Source organism: Saccharobesus litoralis (assembly GCF_003063625.1).
GTDB lineage: Bacteria > Pseudomonadota > Gammaproteobacteria > Enterobacterales > Alteromonadaceae > Saccharobesus > Saccharobesus litoralis.
Genome location: NZ_CP026604.1, coordinates 579,631 through 599,002 on the forward strand (window position 1 = coordinate 579,631; position 19,372 = coordinate 599,002).

Genomic DNA, 19,372 nt, shown 5'->3' on the forward strand with positions numbered 1-19,372 from the left:
GCATCCATACATGCACTAAAAGCAGGAGGAAGGAGCCTAGGCTTACAACTTAAAATGCTGATTAGTTACATGTAACAACTGTTTGGCATCGAGATATTTATACTTGTAGTGCCTGCAACACCACTAACACTTAATTAGCAATCCGCGCGACAAGTAAATCGATAAAACAACGTATTTTAGGCGATAAATGTTTACGGCTCGGGTAAACCACATAAACATCTATGTTGGGTTTAGGTAACTCATCAAACAATGTCACCAATAGCCCTGAATTCAATTCTTCTTGCATATTGAACGCTGGCATGCGACATATACCATGACCATCAATAACCATGGCTAACTCCATAGCAGCGCTATTGGAAAGCATGGCGGGTTTAACATCAACGGATATTTTGTCGCCATTAGTATCGTAATAAAACCAGCGTGTGGTATTTTTTAGATTGCTGTAGCAAATGGTTTGATGATCCGCTAATTCCTGCGGCGATTGAGGTTTACCAAATTTGTCAATATACGCCTGCGAGGTCACTGTCAATGCTTGGCTCGACATGATTTTTCGACAAATTAGACTCGACTCGTCAAGTTGATTTGTCGCGCGTATTGCTAAATCATAACCGTCCTGTACTACATCAACCTTTCTATCATTGACATCAAGTTCCAACGTCACATCTGGATATTGCTGGCGGTACTCAGACAATATAGGTTGTAATACATTAATGCCTAAGCTGGTTGGGCAGCTAATTTTTAAATTTCCTTTCGGCTTTACATTATGTGAATTCAACCTAGCAACAGCATGCTCGGCATCTTGCACTATTTGTACACATTGTTGATAAAAGTCTTTTCCTTCAGGCGTTAACCCCACAGAACGCGTAGTGCGGTTAAGCAAACGAACGCCCAGCCTTTCTTCTAGCTTATTGATCTCTTTACTGATGTAGGACGTAGAGTGTCCAAGCGTATCGGCAGCGGCAGAAAAGCCACCGGATTCAATAACCTGACGGAAAATAACAAACCCATCAAACAACGCATTATTAATAGCCATATGGAAATAGTGTATCAATTATAAACCTATTAATAGTTTAATGGTAATAAACTAAACTAGCCATATCAACTTAGAAACAAACCAGTTTAAAACGTGTTAGCTAACGGAGAATGTTATGAAATTACTTACCTTTGCCGCATCAAACAGCGCCACATCCATTAACAAACAACTAGCCGTTTACGCAGCCAACTTACTATCTAAGCAAACAGCAAATATTGAAATTGAAGTTTTAGATATTAATGACTACGAAATGCCGATTTATAGCCCTGAGCGTGAACAGCAATTAGGTCAGCACAAACTAGCGCAAAACTTTCGAGCTAAAATAGCGCACGCAGACGCAATTATTATCGCGTTTGCTGAGCACAATGGTTCCTACACAGCTGCCTACAAAAATCTATTTGATTGGACATCGCGCATTGATATGAAGGTCTATCAAAATAAACCTATGGTTTTATTAGCGACATCACCTGGCCCAGGAGGCGCCAAAAATGTATTAAATACCGCCGTAAACTCAATGCCTTATTTTGCTGGCGACGTAAAAGGCTCTTTATCTATTCCTAGTTTTTTTGACAACTTCGACGTTGAGCAACAAAAGCTACGTAATGAAGACCTAGCAAGCGAATTAGCAAAAATTGTTTCAACATTATTGTAATTCAACGCGATTAAAGTGTGACTTAGCGCACAAAATTAATCGTTTTGGCGAAATGTAACTAATGCGTATCGGGTCTGTTAATCAGTTGCAACTTATTCCAACTGACCATGGACCTGACATGAACTTAACAAAAATAAAATTAACTCAATTCTTAGGCATAATCCTATTGGCATTAACCTTAGCCGCCTGTGGCGGAGGCGGTGGTGGTGATTCAACACCAACCAATAATGATGGCGGCACAGGAACCGGTGACGGTGGTAATGGCAATGACGGCGGCTCTGGTGGCGATCAAACAACCCATACAGCAGCCAAAGGTAAACTGGTATACGAAAACAAACACCCCAAAGGCAACACATTCGCTTGTATGCACTGTCATGCCATCACAGAAAACGACATGATGCTAGCGCCCGATGGATTTAAACGCCCAGGTAATCCACTGTTTAATGCAATCAATCGAACCAGTTATAAAAATGGAGCATTAACCGAAATAATGGACGCAGCCAATTCTTGTTTAGAAGATTGGATGACCTTAAGTTCAGCAGATTTATGGACAGAGTCCAGCGACGACTGGTTAAACTTTAAAAAATATCTGGAAGAACAATCGAATAACTCTACTGAAGCAAATGTAACCTATTCGATTGTTAGTGCTCCGGGTGATATGTCTGGGGGAAATGCGACAACTGGACAAACTGAATTCAAAGAAACATGTGCAGTTTGCCATGGGGAAACTGGCTTAGGAACTGACGTATATAGAGCCCCTATAACCGGTAGAAACCTCAGTAAAACCTATATTGCCAGCAAAATACGTCGCTCTGGGCCTGATAGTAGTAATGTTTATTCAGGTTTAGATGGCGGTCAAATGCCGTTTTATTCAAAAGAAAGAATGACAGATCAAACGGTGAAAAATATTGCGGCATATGTTGCTGGTGAAGCGATATCTTCTTTTTCTTGTGGAGATAATGATCACCCTAAAGTTGGCCAAACAATGACATTTTCAATGAAAGCACATGATGTTTCTGGTAATGCTGAAATTATTGATAACTGTACTATTCGAGTCAGTAATTTTAATTATGATGGTGGCGGCCCACAGGTATTATTTTATGGCGGCGTAGACGGTGATTATAAAGACAGCACAGTCGGTTTTGCCATAGGTAGTCAACTAAACAGGTCATCAGCTTATGTTAACGAAACATTAACCCTTTCACTAAATTCGCCAAGTACTTTAGATATGATGAATGGCTTAAGTGTTTGGTGTGCAGCTGTAAACACCAGCTTTGGCGATGGTATTTTTAATTAATCACTTTTCATCAAATGCACATAAAAACGGCGCTTACGAAGCGCCGTTTTTAGAGTAAAAGTAAAAATCAACTTTAAATTTGTATTAGCCGCGTATAATTTAAGATTTAAAAATCTTCTCAGAGTTTTTAGCTTCACCGCACCAATCAACAGAATATATCCCTTTCTCTACTGCAAGATGAGAACTCGAATAAGGCCAATCTTTTACTTTTGCAACTAAGCCGTGTTTCATTGGGTTGTAGTGAACGTAATTAACGTGACACCAATAGTCAAGCTCATCACGTATATAGTCTTCTCGCTCAGGTTTTATGGTTCATTGTCTGCGCTTGCTCGCCCCAATCACATAATAGAGCATATGCTCATGGGGTCTCGAAGCTTGCCTGCATGGATGCAGGTAAGGGGCGTGAGCAGGACGCGGTAGCTTTGACGGCTTCCCCTAAAGCCAGATCGCTTTGACTATAGTATGCTCCCAAAAACGGCGTTGCCAAATTCCTCGTTCATTGTTTTTACTACGGCATGCGGAAATAAATTCCGTTTGAGGTAAGGCTTTAGAAAAACGCTTTTTGATTTCACGCCAGCGGTTTGAATAATTGCTATCACCTTTTGGCAAGGTTAATACGGCATGGATATGGTCAGGTAATACCACCCAAGCATCAATATGAAATGGAAATCGCTGTTTCACCCACCTTACCGATTCACGTAATTCATTAATGTGATCAACCAACAGTGTTTTATCACGCTCCAAAAAATTCACAGTAAAAAATAAGTTCCGCCAGCAACATAATTACGACGATATCTCATTCGCAAAACTCCATTTATTAAAATCCATATTGTTAGATACCGTAGGTCGGTTAAGTGACGAAGTCACGCCACCCGACATTAACTCACACCTCAATTAACCAGAATTGGTCGTTAGCCTACATACAAAAACAGCGCCATCAGGCGCTGTTTTTTCATTACTTTATAAAATTAAAACGGCATTTTAAAGCCAAGTGAAACGAGTATTATGATATGTTATGAAATCTTCTTAGGCCTTATTTTTACTGGCTTCTTGATTTTACCCATAACTGATAAACACTCATAATAACTCTCGATTTGTCCAATATTTGTCTAACCCTTTTGTGGTTAGATAACACCTGCTACATCCTTTAAAAGAAAGGGCTGTAACTCATTCATGTTAGACTAAATTATAAGCTTTATGTTGAAGCAAAGTACAAAGAAAGTCTAGTCAGGAGTGTCACCTTTTACATTTTGAACTCTGTTGGGACGTTCTGGCCTGATAATTCATCTTGTACATTTTTAAACAGCTTCACCAACGTATTTTTCAAGTAAATTTGGAATTTCTCTAGCGCCAACGTTCTATCAAACACATCTGTTGGCAAGAAGCGCTTCATTTCCTCAATAAACGCTTCGCTTGTCACAAGCTCTGGTAGCTTCTCTAGCAAGTTCGCTAATAATTCTTCGTACTGCTCAAGCTTATAGTCTGCCACCTTATTATTCACCAACTCCATATTCAATTTAGCACCTTGCTGCTGAAGCCATGCTAAGTCCCAAATATCTCTATGACGGACATACTTTGTCGTGGCTGGTAAAGAAATGATTTTGTCGGCCATAACTTCATCTAACGTTTCGGTTAGAATCAGCGTATCGCTATAACCATCAGGTAAAAAATCATAGTTAGCTTTTAGAGATAGAGGCTCTTTTGTATAAGCGGGAATATTTGCAACCTCTACTTTGATCTTTTGTTTTGGCAGATCCTTTCTTTCAGGAGACGTGACAACGGCAATTTGCCATTTATCTATGCTCAGTTCTGCATATTTTGGATCTTCTTTCAGCTCCTTTGGCTCTTTTACGTTGACTTCCAGCCCATACCTTTCGCCAATGTATTTCTCAATGCAAGACTTCATATCCGCCAACATTGCTGAGCTAAAGTCGATTCCTCCAGCAAAGTCTAGGTCTTCACTGAAACGATTACCACCATAGCATAATCGTAGTGACGTACCACCTCGAAAAGTTAGCTTGTCTAAGAGGCCTCCTTTTTCTAAGGCAAATAGAATGTCGTAATGCAAGAGTTCTTTTTCGATTACCGCTCGCATATGAGTCACACTTTCATCTTGCATGGCCTTATTAACCAGTTCTGCAAAATTATCCTGATCAATTTTCATATAATGCTCCCTCGCTAACTAAATGCGTGTTTCGCCCAACTCGTTTCAAATCTCTATATGCAGCTTGTTTACTTGCTAACCTTAGTGGGCGCCCAACTTGGCTTGTATTTGCAAGAATATCCATTGGTGCTCGTTTCGTATGGGTAAACTCAATGGTACCAAATGGTGTTTTGTATTCGGCTGATCGCCCCGTCGTCATGACTGTTAATCGATCAATAGGAATTTGAGAAATAGCACCAAAATCAGATAATGCAGATTCCAAGCTAACGTAATTATATTCTCCACGACGAATCGTTTTAGCAATTTGTTCCAGAGTATCGCTCCCCTTCGACTGCGCTAAGCTATATAAATACACACCATTGATAATACGAGTGAGAAGTCCGTCATCGATTAGGCGCTTAATACCAGCACGTAATGTTCGCTCGTTATCTTGATAGAAAATTTTGGCCAAATCTGAGTTGGTATAAACATAGCGGCCGCGCTTGTCATAATCTAAAAGCTTTTTGATTGCTTCAGCTTTTTTCATCACACCCTCTAGTTATCAAGAATTACACTTAAACATGTCATAATTGTAGACTTAACACCCAAAACAAGCAAGTACACAAAAACAACACCTTTATGTGTCATAATTGTGTACTTGATAATAAAGATTACGAACTACTAGATAACATTGTCTTTTCGCCAAACGAGAGAGGAATAACCAATCAAAGAAGTGCGCTCTTCGGCTTAATTGACAATGCTTAAGGAGGTATAGAGCAATAAATCGAATTAAACCGCGCGAGGTACTTTCTCTTTGTTCCAAGCAATAGCCTGTTGCCTGCAGTTTTCTGAGACATGTTTAAGTGTATCACCATACTTTTTCTGCAGGCGGATGATCCGCTTTGCCCTAGCTTGTTTGGCTTTATCAGTCATATTTCCTACTCAAAGTTCAATCAGTTTGTAATATCGTACCAGCTAAGTGAATGACGTCAAAAATAGCAGAGTAAGCTTCCCTCACAATCCAAGTTTATTCAGAGTCTTAAAAACTGGTGATTATTCTATGAATCACCAGTCGAATAACAATCGAGTACACTTGTACTCCGTAACCGATCAACTCTCTAGCGGTAAACTTCTTATCTGGATTATCTCGAAGCGTATCGATGATCATTTTGGGACGGCTTGCCATAAAGTAATCCTTTAAAATTATAATTTATTCTAATATCACATCTTGAAAAATAGGCGCAGTGCGCCTACTATAACCGCATCTCATCCACCATCCTCAGGTGTAAGTGTGGAAGGAGTTACGGTTCCGCCCTCGTTAGGGGGCGAGACTAGCTACTTAAATCTCAATCCCTTTGTTTCTTTCATAACGTTTATCATATTTTCTTCTTTGATGACTTCGTTCTATATAAAACGCAGTCCAAGGTAAGATAAAGTCGCGTCTATCGTCCAGCACCACCAAATAACCTTCTTGTTCAAACCAAATATGAATACGCTTATTGCTTCCTCGTTTTTCCGCCCAAACTTTGATAGCGGGATCAGCGTCATGCTCAATTATCGGCTTAGGCCACCTAATCCGCTCGCAACGTCTCATATCTGGAGTGCGCTCATCTTCAACAGAACCTTCACTTATCATGTGCCAAAACGTAGCTGACTTGCCGTCGTATTCAGGATGACGTTTTAATCCCAGTCGCTTTCCTCGAAATACAGGTTTATCATTCACAAAATCTTGTTCAAAGTATTGGTAAACAGTTTCAAAAAAGTCTTGCCAGTTTCCGCCAAAATCTTCGAGGGTTACTAGCTCAGGTAGCCAATCTGGTTGCTGATCATCTGACATTAATACGGCCGCCATACCAAAAGGTTAAATTTGTTTTCGCGTTGCAATGTATTGCAAGTAAGCTTATAGCCACTTCGTTCTTTAATACGATTAATAACCGCTTGTTTCGCTTCGCTGGTAGTTAAGCCTCTATGTAAATAGGCTAAAGCGCCAATCAATAAATCAGCAACTTGTAGATGTTCGCTTTCATCCGAGTGAATTTGTTGAACTCGCTCTACTATTTTTCGAGAGTAATCGTAAGCGTTGTTACACAGCACATCGTGCAGTGTTTTAATTTTGTCTGCACCTAGTGTGTCTTTGATATCAATGTAAACTCGGTAATGGGCATGAGGATCAAATATCACTTTCAGCATAGTGAAGTACATTTTGTAGTACCACTGATCGTGAATTTGCATGAATTTTTCGTGATCAAGTGTATTTTTATCTGGCGCGACTAAGCCACGAAAGTGAAAATCATCATCATCGAAGAAGTAATCTACGACATCTAAGTAGAATGCTAATTTGCTTTTACTTACCTTTGTCCATTTGATCTCAAAGTCTGGTCTGAAACCATGTTTTTGTTTTATCTCTCTAATGCGTTTAGCAATCTCTAAACGTTTATCAACAGAACACCAAACTGCACCAAGTACCATTGCCTTTTGACCATCATTCTCTAAATGACAAGATTCATCGCAATAAACGTTATAGGTTTCACTCATAGTGACACCTCGACTTTTGATTGATTAATTTCATTTTCTACATTTAAAGTGTCATTGCTTAGCAACTCGCCGCGAAAGGCTTTTGCCAGTATTGATTGAGTGAGTTTGTCTAATCGAGCTTTGGCTGCGTTGTATTGTTTTTCGACAGTGCCAGCTTGCTCAAACAACTGCTCAACTTTTTGCACGATAATTTTTTGTTCATCTAAAGGAGGAAGGTTTATATCTATGCTCTGCACAGTTGCTTTGTTAAGAGCTTTCTGATTATTACCAGCGCCTATCTTTCTCGTCTCTTCGTACCTTTCCCACAACAAATAGTAAAGATATTCAGGTAGTAAATGATATTCAGGAATGCGTAATGCCGCAGTATTTTGGTTGTGACAGGCTTCAGTTCTCAAGATCGCTGGTTGTCCACGAGTTTTACCCTGCCCAATCATTGCTAACATTACAGTTCCCGACGGATGTAATTTAGTAGACGAATTCTCTAATCCTTTAATGGTTATTGTTTCTTTGGTATCAAAAATTTCACAGAATGCTACCTCAGAACTACTTACCCACTTAACATCTCCATTCCAATAAGAAGGCTCTGTTCTTTTTGGAGTAGAGCCAACATGAACATCACAAATAGAACCAAGTTTTGAGGGAAGCCATCCGATGTCGTTCGTATCTTCAGTGTGGCTGGTATATGATTTAAATTTTCGATTTTGTTTTAGAAACTGCTCTTTCCAATAACTATCTATGTCATCAAGTCTAGGGAATTCAAAGTCATTCTCCTCACGCCAGTCTTTGGTGAGTTCACCTGAGGTGGCGGCGGCGAGGACGGATTGGCGGAAGCGTTTTAGGATGGTTGGAATTTTGTCTAGGCGTGCTTGTGCCGCTTCGACTTTAGCTAATATCGAATCCAGTTTATCTGCTATGCGTTTTTGGTCATTCTCTGGCGCCACTGGAACCATGTAATTTAGAAGATAATCTTTCGGCACACGTTTGTGACCAACAGAGCCAGACATATGCACCTTACAACTGTCTACAAACTCTTTTGTTTTCACAAAAGCATGTAAGTAACGAGAGTCGATCCCGTTTGGTCTCATTACAAAGTATTCTGTGCTGCCAGCACCGATACCATTAGGTAAATCAGTTACTAAAACACTTTTTCCATTTTCAAAGCAAGGAGTTATCTTTGCTAAGAGCACATCCCCGTTTTGAAAATGAGTAAACCCTTTCTTACAGTCTCCCCACTTTCTTGATTCATACGTTAGTTTTTCATTAAGCTTTGTTGGTACATTGGCCATTGGAACAAAGCCGCAATCCAAGTCATCTTCTAGGTCTTTAAATTTTTTATTTAGTATAATTAGTTCTTTAAGCTGAATAAATTCCCAACCCCGAGGCAACTGGCTCATACACCAACCTCTTCAGCTTCTTCTGCTACATCTAACTCTACCAAAATAGACTGTAAATCTGTGATGGCACCTGCTAGCTCTTCTATCGCTTCATTAATTAATACATCAGGCTCTGGCAAGTTGGCAGCATCTTCAATGCTGTCATCACGTATCCAAGCTAGGTCAAGTGAATCGTCTTTAGCAGTGATTTCTCCACGAGTGAAACAACGTAAACGACAAGTATCCACATCACCAACTTCGCTTGCTTTTTGGTTGTCGCCTTTATGTTGATCAATAAACGCTTGGCGTTTGGCTTCGTCAACTTGAGTTAGGTCGCTGCCAACCGCTTGATAGAATTCTTCAAAGTGCGCTTTAGTTAAAACAGTGCGCTTACCAAATTGCGGCATATTAGATCGTAGATCATATACCCATACTTTCTTCGTATTCCCCTTATCGAAAGAGCCTTTATCTTTATTGACATCGGTAGGCTTTTCAAAAAACAGCACATTGGTTTTTACACCTGCGGCGTAAAAGATACCCGTTGGTAGCCTTAAAATAGTGTGCAGGTTGCACTTTTCCATCAGGTCGTTACGGATTTTACGACCTGTTGAACCTTCAAATAATACGTTGTCTGGCAATACAACAGCGGCGCGGCCACCAGGCTTTAACATGCAGTGGTACATGGTGTGTAAAAACGCTAATTGCTTGTTAGAGGTGTAATGAACAAGGTCATCCCTTGTTGGTACACCGCCACCTTGTTTGGTGCCAAAAGGCGGGTTAGCTAATATTAAGCTAGCTTTTGGTAGGGCTTTACCTTCGTTTGATAGTGTGTCACCAAACAATACGCCTGCATTGGTATCGTCTACCGCTAAGTCGTGCAGCATTAAATTCATCATGGCTAGGCGGCGCGTATCAGGCACTAGCTCCATACCGAAGAATGTACCATGTTGATATTTGTCGTAAGCGGCTTCGTCTAGCAATTTGATGTCGTTATTCTTTTCGATTTCATGGTGTGCTGCAATTAAGAAGCCACCGGTGCCCGCAGTTGGGTCAACAATGACATCCTCAAGGGTTGGCTTCATTAGCTCGACCATGATTTCAATCAGAACACGCGGGGTAAAGTATTGACCTGCACCGGATTTTTTCTCGCTGGCGTTTATTTCCAACAAGCCTTCGTACATATCACCTAAACCTTCGTGCTTGGCTGAGTACCAATCAAGGTTATCAATCTCTGTTACGAGCTTGTTCAACGTGGCAGGTTTACGGATACAGGTCGAAGCATCGGCAAAAATGGCTTTGGTGATCAAAGAGCCATGAGTGCCTAAGTGAATCAGTAACTTTTTATATTCTTCTAAACGCGTCGCGGCATTAAAGTTTTCGATATCTGTCCAGCGGTAACCTTGTGGGATAAGTTCATCTTGGCCTGTTTCTTCGACCATCTTTAAGAAGATAAGATAGGTCAGCTCGTTGAGGTATTCATGGTAGGTAACACCGTCATCACGTAATAGGTTACATAGGTTCCAGAGTTTATTGATTAAATCTTGGGTGCTCATGTTTATTAGTTCTTTCTATATTGTTGCTGTTAATTAACTTGGCTTTAGTCTGTTTGCTAGCTAGCAAACAAATTAAATAATTCAGTATTCAGGTAATAGTTATCTTTGCCGAGTTTATGTTTGGTCAACACACCAATTTCCACCAGTTGGTTCAAATATTTACTGGCAGTATTACGGTGCACTCCTAGTTCGCTTACTAAGAACTCAACTTTAGTGTACGGGTGAATAAACAGGTTGTTGATTAGCTCATGACTATATAATTTCGGCAATTGCGTTTTTATGATTTGTTTGTGTTTTTGCATTAACGCCATAATGGCTTTTATCGTTTTTAGCGTATCTTGGCTGGTCACTTGCAACGCTCTTAACATGTAAAGTAACCATGGCTGCCAATTATTGGTATCTCTGACTTGTTGCAATAGTTGATAATATTCAGCTTTGTTGCGGTTGAGATAACGGGACAAATACAAAATTGGCGTACCTAACAAATTCTGTTTGCTTAAGAACAATATGTTCACAATACGGCCTGTTCTGCCATTGCCATCGTAAAAAGGATGAATGCTTTCAAATTGATGATGGATCAGCGCCATTTTAACTAAATCGTCGTAATCACTTAGCTCGTCGTTGTTGATGAAGGCCTCTAACTCGCTCATCAATTCAACAATTTCGTCCGCTGTTTGCGGTGGGGTGTACACCACTTCTTGCGTTTGCTGGTTACGCAGCTTTGTCCCACCTTGTTTTCTAAACCCTGCATCATTGTTTTCAATAATGCGTTGAATTTCGATTATGGTGTTATTGGTTAATAAGCCTGTTTTTTTTACCGTTTCGTATCCCATTTCTAAAGCTTTCGCGTAGCTATGCACTTCTTTGGCGCTGTGCGATGTAAATTGTTGAGACGGGTAATGACTGCGGTAGAGATCGTCTTGGGTGGTAATGATGTTTTCTATTTCTGAGCTTTCTTTTGCTTCTTGAAGCGATAGGGTCGCTAACAGTAAATATTGATTTGGTAAGGTTACAGCTAAGCCTTTTAATTCACCAAGCGCTTGATGTGCTTTGGCCGTTGCTTTTAAAACTTGCTTAGTTTCAATATCGCCAAGCTGCTCCAGTGGGGTAATTTGGTAGTGGGTCGTCATTATTAGAAGTCTTCAGCGATTGTCACTGGCTTAAGCTTTGTTGTTTTTTGTGCATGTTTTAATTACATGCACAAAAATTAAGATTATTTATGCGTATACTAGCATATATGCACAAGAAACTAGAGTTTTTTGTGTGTATGATTAAATGATGCACAAGATTATTATAATCTTGTGCATCAGCTGGCCCAGAGCGCTTGATTAAAATCATTCAAGATTTCAGCTAACGGTATATCAAATAGCTTGTTTGCTCTTTTCAAGCCACCCAATCTCTGTTTAAAGATACCTTGGTCTAGGCTAGGCTCATCGACAATAATATTCGCCTTCATTTGCGCGGCAATGGTGACTAACCACTCGCGTTGTGGTGTTTTCCATGGTTGGCTGGAGAGTATTTTATCAAGCGCCCTATCCACTCGTTGATCATAAGGCTCTAACGCTTCACCAATAGCGGCTTGGCGAATAAAGCCGATAATTCGAGCAGCGATATCTTCGTTTTTAACTTCTTTCCAAGCGACTTTTAAGTCTTGCTCACGAAATTCATTTTTCTCTAGTTCTAGCGCTAGCTCTTTAAGGCTATCGCGGGTTAATTCCCATGGCCTTTGAATAACAGTTTGGATTGCTACCATGCGGTTGCTATTAGCGCTGATAAAGTTATTAAACGCTGACAAATAATCTTCTGGCTTTTGGCCATTGCCGTAACCTGTTGAAGTGCCCGTAACAATGTCACCATGTTTTGAAATAACAATTTTATTATTACCACCTGTACCTGTTACTTTCATATCAAGTAACTCACCTAAACCAGGGTGTTTGATAAACCAATCTGCAACCTCGGTTAACTTCATGCTTTTTAGCTCTTTGGCAAACTCTTTAGGTGGTTTGCCAACAATGCGTTCAAAGTCTGAGTTTTGATTTGATGACAGATAGTTCTTCTTACTTTGTAGCTTGGCGAGAAATTGGTCTTTGGCTAACTGTTGTAATTTAGGATCTGAACTGGTAGTTATTTCGGTTTCTAATTCAGTAAACGTGATATCTACTTTGGTAACAACTGGCTTCATGCTGTTGACCTTTTCCAGCTGTTTGTAAATATCTACGGCGTCGAAGATACGGAAGCGCTCTTTGGCAATGTCATCACAGCGGCGGGTAGCACGCCCTAGCATTTGTTCAAACAAAATACGACTGTTTACCCGTCGCAAAAATACAAGGTTACAAATAGATGGAACATCAACGCCTGTTGTAAGCAAGTCGACGGTTACCGCTATGTTCGGCAGTCGGTCGTTTTTGAATAAGCGGATCTTCTCAAGCGGTTTATCCGAAGCACCAGTGATTTTTTGAATCATGTCGTCATCGACCTCACCATGATAGACCTCACAAGCATCTTTTAATGCTTCAACGACTTCATCTGCGTGTTTATCTGTGACGCAAAATATCAATGATTTTTCAGGAGAATACGGATCAAGTGAGTCGCTTTCAATTAGCCATTTGCATATTTCTTTGGTGAATTCTGGTGCGATGACTTTACGATTAAACTGTGCGACTTCAAAGTTTAGTTCGTCTGGGGTGTTAATTAAGTCTAACTGTTGCGTTTGAGGGTCGTATACCTGCACCTCCTCATTAACCGCGTACTTGATTCCATCAGTGTTCAACTTGGTATGAATACGAATTGGCGGTAAGTGATCGACCAAATAGCCATCAATAACCGCCTCCGTATAGCTGTAGCTAAACACGGGATCACCGAAAATATCTTTTGTATGCAGTGCTGGAGTGGCAGTTAAACCGACTTTAAATGCATCGAAATATTCGATCACTGCGCGATACTTGGACATGTAGTCTTTTTGATCGCGAAACTTAACTTCTGTTTCACTTAATTCACGATCTAACAAATAACCACGGTGGCATTCATCAACAACAATACAGTCATATTGACCAACGCCTGGTTTAGCGCCATCATCTGATGGGTACATAATACGTTTGACCAAACCTTGTACGGTGGCAACATGTACCTTGGTATCGTCATCAGGGTTAGGTTTTGGCGATTTTTCTGGCTCTATGCCTAGCACTTCAAACGTGTCAGCAAAGGTATTGAGGTTTTCCATACGCACCTCACCAAAATCAGTTGTTGCCTGTACACCTAAAGCACTGCGGTCGACCAAGAATAAAATACGACGAAAACGCTCTGCTTTTAGCAAGCGATAAACCAGTGCAATACAGGTTTTGGTTTTACCTGTACCTGTAGCCATAGCCACCATAGCTTTGTCTTTACCATCTTTGATGGCTTGTTCGACACTTAAAATCGCTTTCTTCTGGTAATCACGAAGTTTAAGCTCGTAATCAAACCCCATTTCATCAAGTTCACTGTTTGCTTGCTGCGGCGTTTGGCGAAGATAATCTTTTATTTCTTGTGGTTTATACCAACCTTTTAGTGCCTTTCGACGATTAGTATTGTCTCGAACATCTAGAAACCAAATGCCACTTTCCTGCTCTAGTTGTTTTAGATATGCACGGCCATTGGTGGCGAAAACTAGCGGTACGTTAAATTCCCCCCCTTCACCATTTGAATAGCGAGCAGTTTCAACACCTTCAGGTAATTGCTCAATGCCACTGGCGTAGCGCTTGGCTTGATCAATCGCTCCGTAAACATTCTTAGCGGTCTTTTTCGCTTCAATCACTCCAACCAAAGTCATTCCCATGAAAAGCGCATAGTCGGCTGGACCTGATTTTGTAGGCCACTCGGCAATGGCTTTATTTTTATTTGGCTCTGGACGAGATCCTTTTGCGTAACGTAAGTTTTCGGTATCGGCTTCCCAGCCTGCATCAACCAACTGTTGATCGATTACCACACGAGTTTCAGCTTCATCCATTTCAAATGGAGATTTTTCAATACGCTGAAGCTCGGCTGCTTGTTCTTCTTTTGGTTTGGCTTGGAATGTTTGGAAATAAATAACGTTAGCTTCGTCCATCTTCTTACGATAGGCCGCTAGCGTTTGTTCATGTTCCTCTGCAACTTGTTCCCACACAGATTTGTCTAAAGCCATTTGTTCTGCGCGTTCGTGTTCTGCTTTAGCTTTTTCTGCTTCGATTTTACTTAATGCTTCTGCGTGTTTAATACGCTCTGTACTGCGTAAGGATTCTGTTTGTAGCTGCTTTATCTGCTCTTCTAATTGGCGTACATATTCTGACGGATCTTTGGGTTTGACAAACTTTTTAACTTTAAACCCTTTAGCGGCGCTACCGCCAAAAGTGATATGAAACCACATAGATAACGCATGACCAACCATCAATGACTTGAGTGCATCTCGATGGCTGTTGCTATCAAAAGTATGGGTGGCCGTGTTGCCAAGTTTACGGATGGTGTGGAATGCATCGCGAACATTATCATCAAGGCGAAGGTTGTAATCAAGATCACGAAGCAAGTCGACCTGTTTGATTTTACTTCCTGCTTCAACCCCTATTCTCGCTGCAATGGTTTGTGCAATAGCTTCGCCTAGCTGGCGCATTTTAATTAATGAGGTGTTGGGATCTGAAGTGAAGTTTCGTTCGGCAGATTCAGCTAGTTGAAAGAGCCAATCATGATGCTCTTTTAGAAAGTCGAAATTGCTTGAACTCTCCATGTTATTTCCTTTTTAAACCGTTTCCACACAAGCACTTGTAGGCGGCGTACGACAACGAAAGTGCTTTCAAAAATTAACATTTTTTCTATCATTTGTATAGATATTACGCAGCTATTTATAACAACCTTATGAGAGGGAAATCAGCAACCACCGGCAAAGCCGGGGGTATGATGAAAGCCCCTAGAAGGGGCTAAAAAGTTTAAATATTCTCCAAGCGCATTTGCTCTTGGCGCTTTTCTTCTGTTTCCTGATTTTGGATGTATTCCCTCACGACTTTTTCTTCAAGTCCGACTGTACTCACGCAATAACCTCTTGCCCAAAAGTGACGTCCCGTAAAATTCCGTTTTACTTGAAGATACTCCCTAAAAATCCTGATGGCAGATTTACCTTTTAAAAATCCAACCGTATTTGCAACACTGTACTGACAATTAAGTTATTAATTGAGCAAAAAGAACACTCGTACGACGTAGCTCCAAAAAATGAAGTTGTATATCTGAAACACGGAAAAACTAAAGTAGTAAAACGTCGCCGTGTTTTTTTAAGCCGAAACAACCAACCATATAAGAGACCAGAGCTATCGACCACGCCTAAGCAATGGGCAAACTGGCTCCAAAAAGCGGGTGTTGAGCACCGTCCTCCTTATCAATTACGCCACACTTATGCTAGTCGTATGTTAAAAGCAGAAGCAAACCATGTGTGGTTAGCCAAACAGTTAGGCCACACTGACTGGGGAATGATACGAACCATTTACGGAAAATGGATCGACGAAGGAAATGACGAAATTGAAAAGCTGGCAAAGAACCTCGGTCAAATTTAACTTTGACCTTAAACAAAAAAGCTCAAGTATAAAAATACTTGAGCTTTTTTTATGCCTAAAGCTTGGTATCTATTTGGTATCCATGCATTTGATACTTCAAAACACCGCTACAGGCCTTTATATATAAGGGATTGAGATTAAAATGGCATTTTAAAGCCTGGGGGCATTTGCATACCGCCGGTAACTTCGGCCATTTTATCTTTGTTAGTTTGCTCAACACGACGTACTGCGTCGTTAATTGCCGCGGCAATTAAGTCTTCTAGCATGTCTTTGTCGTCTTCCATTAGGCTATCGTCAATTTCAACACGGCGTACGTTGTGGTTACCCAGCATGGTAACTTTAACCATTCCTGCACCGGCTTCGCCTGTGACTTCCATTTTGGCAATTTCTTCTTGCATCTTAGCCATGCGCTCTTGCATTTGCTGCGCTTGCTTCATGATGTTGCCCATTCCGCCTTTAAACATATCTTTTTACCTTCTTAACTGTTTTGACCTAGAGTGCATCGTACAAAGTCGAATAACTATAGGGGCTTAATCGATTCTTCATCTACCTTGGCATCAAACATTTGTTGCAAGGCGATAACATTAGGATCATTGTGAATTAATTCTTTTGCATAGGCGAGTCGCTCACCGTCTATATGAGATTGTATATTAAAAGGGGTAACCTGTGCTTGGTTGGCTATCATCACTTTTAAATTAATAGGCTCATGTAGCGCATTGTGTAAAGCGGCTGTAAGTTTTTGCCGATTATTTTCTGTATCAAGATGAGCGTGTTCGGCTTGTAACGAAAGTACGATATCTGAACCTTGCTTTTCTAAAGTTGAATGCAAGGCAAACTGGCGTTGTAAGCCAACTAAATCTGCGCTATCGACTAACTTTGCCCACAGATCCACCTCAGCCGATTTAACCACCCCCTCTCGCACCTTTTGCTGAAGTGATAATGATTCTAGCGATTCACTAGGTGCAAGTTGTGTTTCAGGTACGGCTGAAAACGGAGTTTCATCGTTAAGAGCTTCTTGTGTAGCAACTGCATGCGGTGGTTCTATAATCGCTGACTCAACCTCGGGCTCTTGCTGCGTTTGATTAACATGAGTTGCGTCACCTGCAGAATAACCCGTTGTATGAGTTGCGGAAATCAATAGTGGGTCGACTGACCCGTTTAAATTGTGTTCAACTGTGTTATCACTAGCGGGTTCAGCAAACATGTCGCCAGACAATTCATCCACCCAAGGCGGTGCGTCTTCATCAGGTTGTTCGTCACCAAATGGTTGCACAGCCGAACTCGGGTGATTAACTGGGTTAACCTCATTTTGAGGCGTTTGTTCGCTACGACTGGCGGGCGCTTGGTTTGTCAAATTTAACGCGCTGTCAGAGTCTTTTGTTTCTTTAACCAGCGCTTCTTTTTGCGCTCTTATACCTTGTAATGCGCCAAAAACATCAAAGCTGTCACTTATACTTGATTCTGGGTTTAATTCTGCTGCTGTATGTTGTGATTCATTAGGTTGTTCTTCAACCTGTACTTCCGAACCTATGTCAGGTGCAATAGATTTATCCCCAGTTGGTTGATTTTCACCTTCGTTATATTCACGATTAACACTGGGGTCGGTTGCGAACTCTTGGTAGCCTTGACTGGCGGCTAACGCTTCAATTTGAGTTTGTTGCGCGGCTAAATCATCGAGCCTGTAAGCTCTTTCATTGGCCGTCATTGGCTGAGCGTAGGCAGCATTGTGATCAGGCTCATAAGCATCATCATTGAACTGAGAGGCCATCGCCATTCCTAAATGATCTTCAACCATTAGGCCGACATTGGGTTCGCCGTCAACAACATTAGGTTCAGTTGCCGATTCAAGACTAGACTCTGCAATAATCGAACTTTGAGAGAACGCTTGTTCTAGCTGTTGTTCTTTAGAGGCTTCCGCACTCACTTCCAAACTAGCATTTTTATTCGCGTTTAAGCTTTTCTGTTGGTTAGTGGCTTGCGGGTCATCGACATATACACTTACATCAACTACATCAAGGTTTGCGTTTGCTTCTTTGTTTGATGACGGACCTAACTCAGCTGTTTTTTTTTCTTGTGTATTTAACTGTGAGTTATCAACTAGACTCGCTGGCTGTTCATTAATTATCACAGACGGAGCAACACCATTAACTGGCGTAAAGGATAACGCTCGCAATAACGTCATCTCAAGTCCTGAACGTGGATTAGCCGCAAATGGCAAATCTTTTCGACCATCCAACAATATTTGATAATACAGCTGGACTAATTCAGGATTAAGCTGTTGAGCAAGTGAAGTTAATTCGCGCTCTAATGCCGGATTTAACCCACTGTAACTCGGTAAAACTTGAACCAAAGCTATTTGATGAAAAGCATTAATTAACTCTAATAATGCTTGCTCCGGCTCTACCGCTGCTAACGATAATTGTTCGATTGCCGCCATAACTTGGCTAAAATCACCAGATGTGACCGCCATAAGTAAAGCGGCTATGTGGTGCTCATCAAGCATACCAAGCATAGTTCTAACAACTGACTCAGCAACTTGACCATTACCCTGAGCTACGGCTTGATCTGTCAAACTTAATGCATCACGCATACTACCATTAGCGGCATTGGCTAATTGTGTAATGCCTGCAGGTTCAAAAGGTAAGTTTTCCGCCGATAGTACATGGGCTAATTGTTGCTGAATTTGTTCAGCCGTCAGCGCCTTTAAGCTAAACTGCAAACAACGCGATAATATAGTTATAGGTAGCTTTTGTGGATCGGTCGTGGCGAGTAAAAACTTAACGTGCGGAGGTGGCTCTTCCAAGGTTTTCAGCAAAGCATTAAACGAGTGACGAGACAGCATGTGCACTTCATCGATTAAATAAACTTTGTAACGACCTTGGCTCGGGCTATATTGTACGTTATCTAAAATTTCTCGTGTATCTTCAACTTTAGTACGAGACGCAGCATCAACCTCAACTAAATCAACAAAACGGCCCTGCTCTATTGCCACACAATTCTGACATTGTCCACACGGCTCTGCTGTCACTCCGTTTATACAATTCAGACTTTTAGCAAAAATACGCGCTATAGTGGTTTTACCCACACCTCGTGTGCCAGTAAATAAATAAGCATGATGTAATCTGTCGTTATTTAGCGCATTAGATAACGCAGTGACGACATGGGTTTGGCCAACTAACTGACCAAATATTTGTGGCCGCCATTTTCGAGCAAGGGCTTGATAACTCATTAATT

At 41.0% G+C, this 19,372-nt stretch carries 16 protein-coding genes and 1 pseudogene; 3 read left to right on the forward strand and 14 right to left on the reverse strand.

Annotation, left to right across the window (positions count from 1 at the left end; all coding sequences use genetic code 11):
* Positions 1–130: 130 nt before the first annotated feature.
* The gene (locus tag C2869_RS02130; protein WP_199915618.1) at positions 131–1,033 is read right to left on the reverse strand and encodes a LysR family transcriptional regulator; all 903 of its coding nucleotides are present in this window, start codon (positions 1,031–1,033) and stop codon (positions 131–133) included.
* A gap of 115 nt (positions 1,034–1,148) precedes the next feature.
* Between C2869_RS02130 and C2869_RS02135 the strand changes: the two genes are divergently transcribed.
* Together C2869_RS02135 and C2869_RS02140 are read left to right on the forward strand one after the other, a co-directional pair.
* Positions 1,149–1,685, forward strand: coding sequence for an NADPH-dependent FMN reductase (locus C2869_RS02135; protein ID WP_108601391.1), 537 nt, complete (start codon positions 1,149–1,151; stop codon positions 1,683–1,685).
* 118 nt (positions 1,686–1,803) lie between these two features.
* A complete protein-coding gene (locus C2869_RS02140; protein WP_159083994.1) occupies positions 1,804–2,982 on the forward strand; it encodes a DM13 domain-containing protein in 1,179 nt (392 codons plus the stop codon).
* A 435-nt stretch (positions 2,983–3,417) separates the two neighbouring features.
* Here C2869_RS02140 and C2869_RS02150 read toward each other — a convergent pair whose 3' ends face one another.
* The 11 genes and pseudogenes from C2869_RS02150 to C2869_RS22430 form a co-directional block, all read right to left on the reverse strand.
* Positions 3,418–3,735 (reverse strand): REP-associated tyrosine transposase, encoded by a 318-nt coding sequence (locus C2869_RS02150; protein WP_228710740.1) that lies wholly within the window; start codon positions 3,733–3,735, stop codon positions 3,418–3,420.
* Positions 3,736–4,225: 490 nt separating this feature from the next.
* The gene (locus C2869_RS02155) at positions 4,226–5,146 is read right to left on the reverse strand and encodes a nucleotidyl transferase AbiEii/AbiGii toxin family protein (RefSeq protein ID WP_108601393.1); all 921 of its coding nucleotides are present in this window, start codon (positions 5,144–5,146) and stop codon (positions 4,226–4,228) included.
* The gene (abiEi, locus tag C2869_RS02160) at positions 5,136–5,672 is read right to left on the reverse strand and encodes a type IV toxin-antitoxin system AbiEi family antitoxin (protein ID WP_108601394.1); all 537 of its coding nucleotides are present in this window, start codon (positions 5,670–5,672) and stop codon (positions 5,136–5,138) included. The genes C2869_RS02155 and abiEi overlap by 11 nt, the downstream gene beginning before the upstream one ends.
* Positions 5,673–5,914: 242 nt before the next feature.
* Positions 5,915–6,058 carry a hypothetical protein gene (locus C2869_RS22425; protein ID WP_159083995.1) on the reverse strand — a complete coding sequence of 48 codons (144 nt, stop codon included), beginning with the start codon at positions 6,056–6,058 and terminating at the stop codon, positions 5,915–5,917.
* Positions 6,059–6,464: 406 nt separating this feature from the next.
* Complete coding sequence (locus tag C2869_RS02165) at positions 6,465–6,962, reverse strand: hypothetical protein (RefSeq protein WP_108604926.1); 498 nt, start codon at positions 6,960–6,962, stop codon at positions 6,465–6,467.
* Positions 6,962–7,660, reverse strand: a complete 699-nt coding sequence (locus C2869_RS02170) for a DUF3800 domain-containing protein (protein WP_108601395.1) — start codon at positions 7,658–7,660, stop codon at positions 6,962–6,964. Before C2869_RS02170 ends, C2869_RS02165 begins: the two co-directional genes overlap by 1 nt.
* Positions 7,657–9,054, reverse strand: a complete 1,398-nt coding sequence (locus tag C2869_RS02175) for a restriction endonuclease subunit S (RefSeq protein ID WP_108601396.1) — start codon at positions 9,052–9,054, stop codon at positions 7,657–7,659. Before C2869_RS02175 ends, C2869_RS02170 begins: the two co-directional genes overlap by 4 nt.
* Positions 9,051–10,586 (reverse strand): class I SAM-dependent DNA methyltransferase, encoded by a 1,536-nt coding sequence (locus tag C2869_RS02180; RefSeq protein WP_108601397.1) that lies wholly within the window; start codon positions 10,584–10,586, stop codon positions 9,051–9,053. Before C2869_RS02180 ends, C2869_RS02175 begins: the two co-directional genes overlap by 4 nt.
* A 56-nt stretch (positions 10,587–10,642) precedes the next feature.
* Positions 10,643–11,716 carry a Fic family protein gene (locus tag C2869_RS02185; protein WP_108601398.1) on the reverse strand — a complete coding sequence of 358 codons (1,074 nt, stop codon included), beginning with the start codon at positions 11,714–11,716 and terminating at the stop codon, positions 10,643–10,645.
* A gap of 176 nt (positions 11,717–11,892) precedes the next feature.
* Complete coding sequence (gene hsdR, locus C2869_RS02190; protein WP_108601399.1) at positions 11,893–15,321, reverse strand: type I restriction-modification system endonuclease; 3,429 nt, start codon at positions 15,319–15,321, stop codon at positions 11,893–11,895.
* A gap of 199 nt (positions 15,322–15,520) precedes the next feature.
* A pseudogene (locus C2869_RS22430) lies at positions 15,521–15,745 on the reverse strand (transposase); the annotation flags it as partial.
* A gap of 69 nt (positions 15,746–15,814) precedes the next feature.
* Here C2869_RS22430 and C2869_RS02200 point away from each other — a divergent pair.
* Positions 15,815–16,138, forward strand: coding sequence for a tyrosine-type recombinase/integrase (locus tag C2869_RS02200; protein ID WP_228710812.1), 324 nt, complete (start codon positions 15,815–15,817; stop codon positions 16,136–16,138).
* A gap of 137 nt (positions 16,139–16,275) precedes the next feature.
* Here C2869_RS02200 and C2869_RS02205 read toward each other — a convergent pair whose 3' ends face one another.
* A complete protein-coding gene (locus C2869_RS02205; RefSeq protein ID WP_108601402.1) occupies positions 16,276–16,602 on the reverse strand; it encodes a YbaB/EbfC family nucleoid-associated protein in 327 nt (108 codons plus the stop codon).
* A 56-nt stretch (positions 16,603–16,658) separates the two neighbouring features.
* Complete coding sequence (dnaX, locus tag C2869_RS02210) at positions 16,659–19,367, reverse strand: DNA polymerase III subunit gamma/tau (protein WP_108601403.1); 2,709 nt, start codon at positions 19,365–19,367, stop codon at positions 16,659–16,661.
* Between the last annotated feature and the right edge of the window lie 5 nt (positions 19,368–19,372).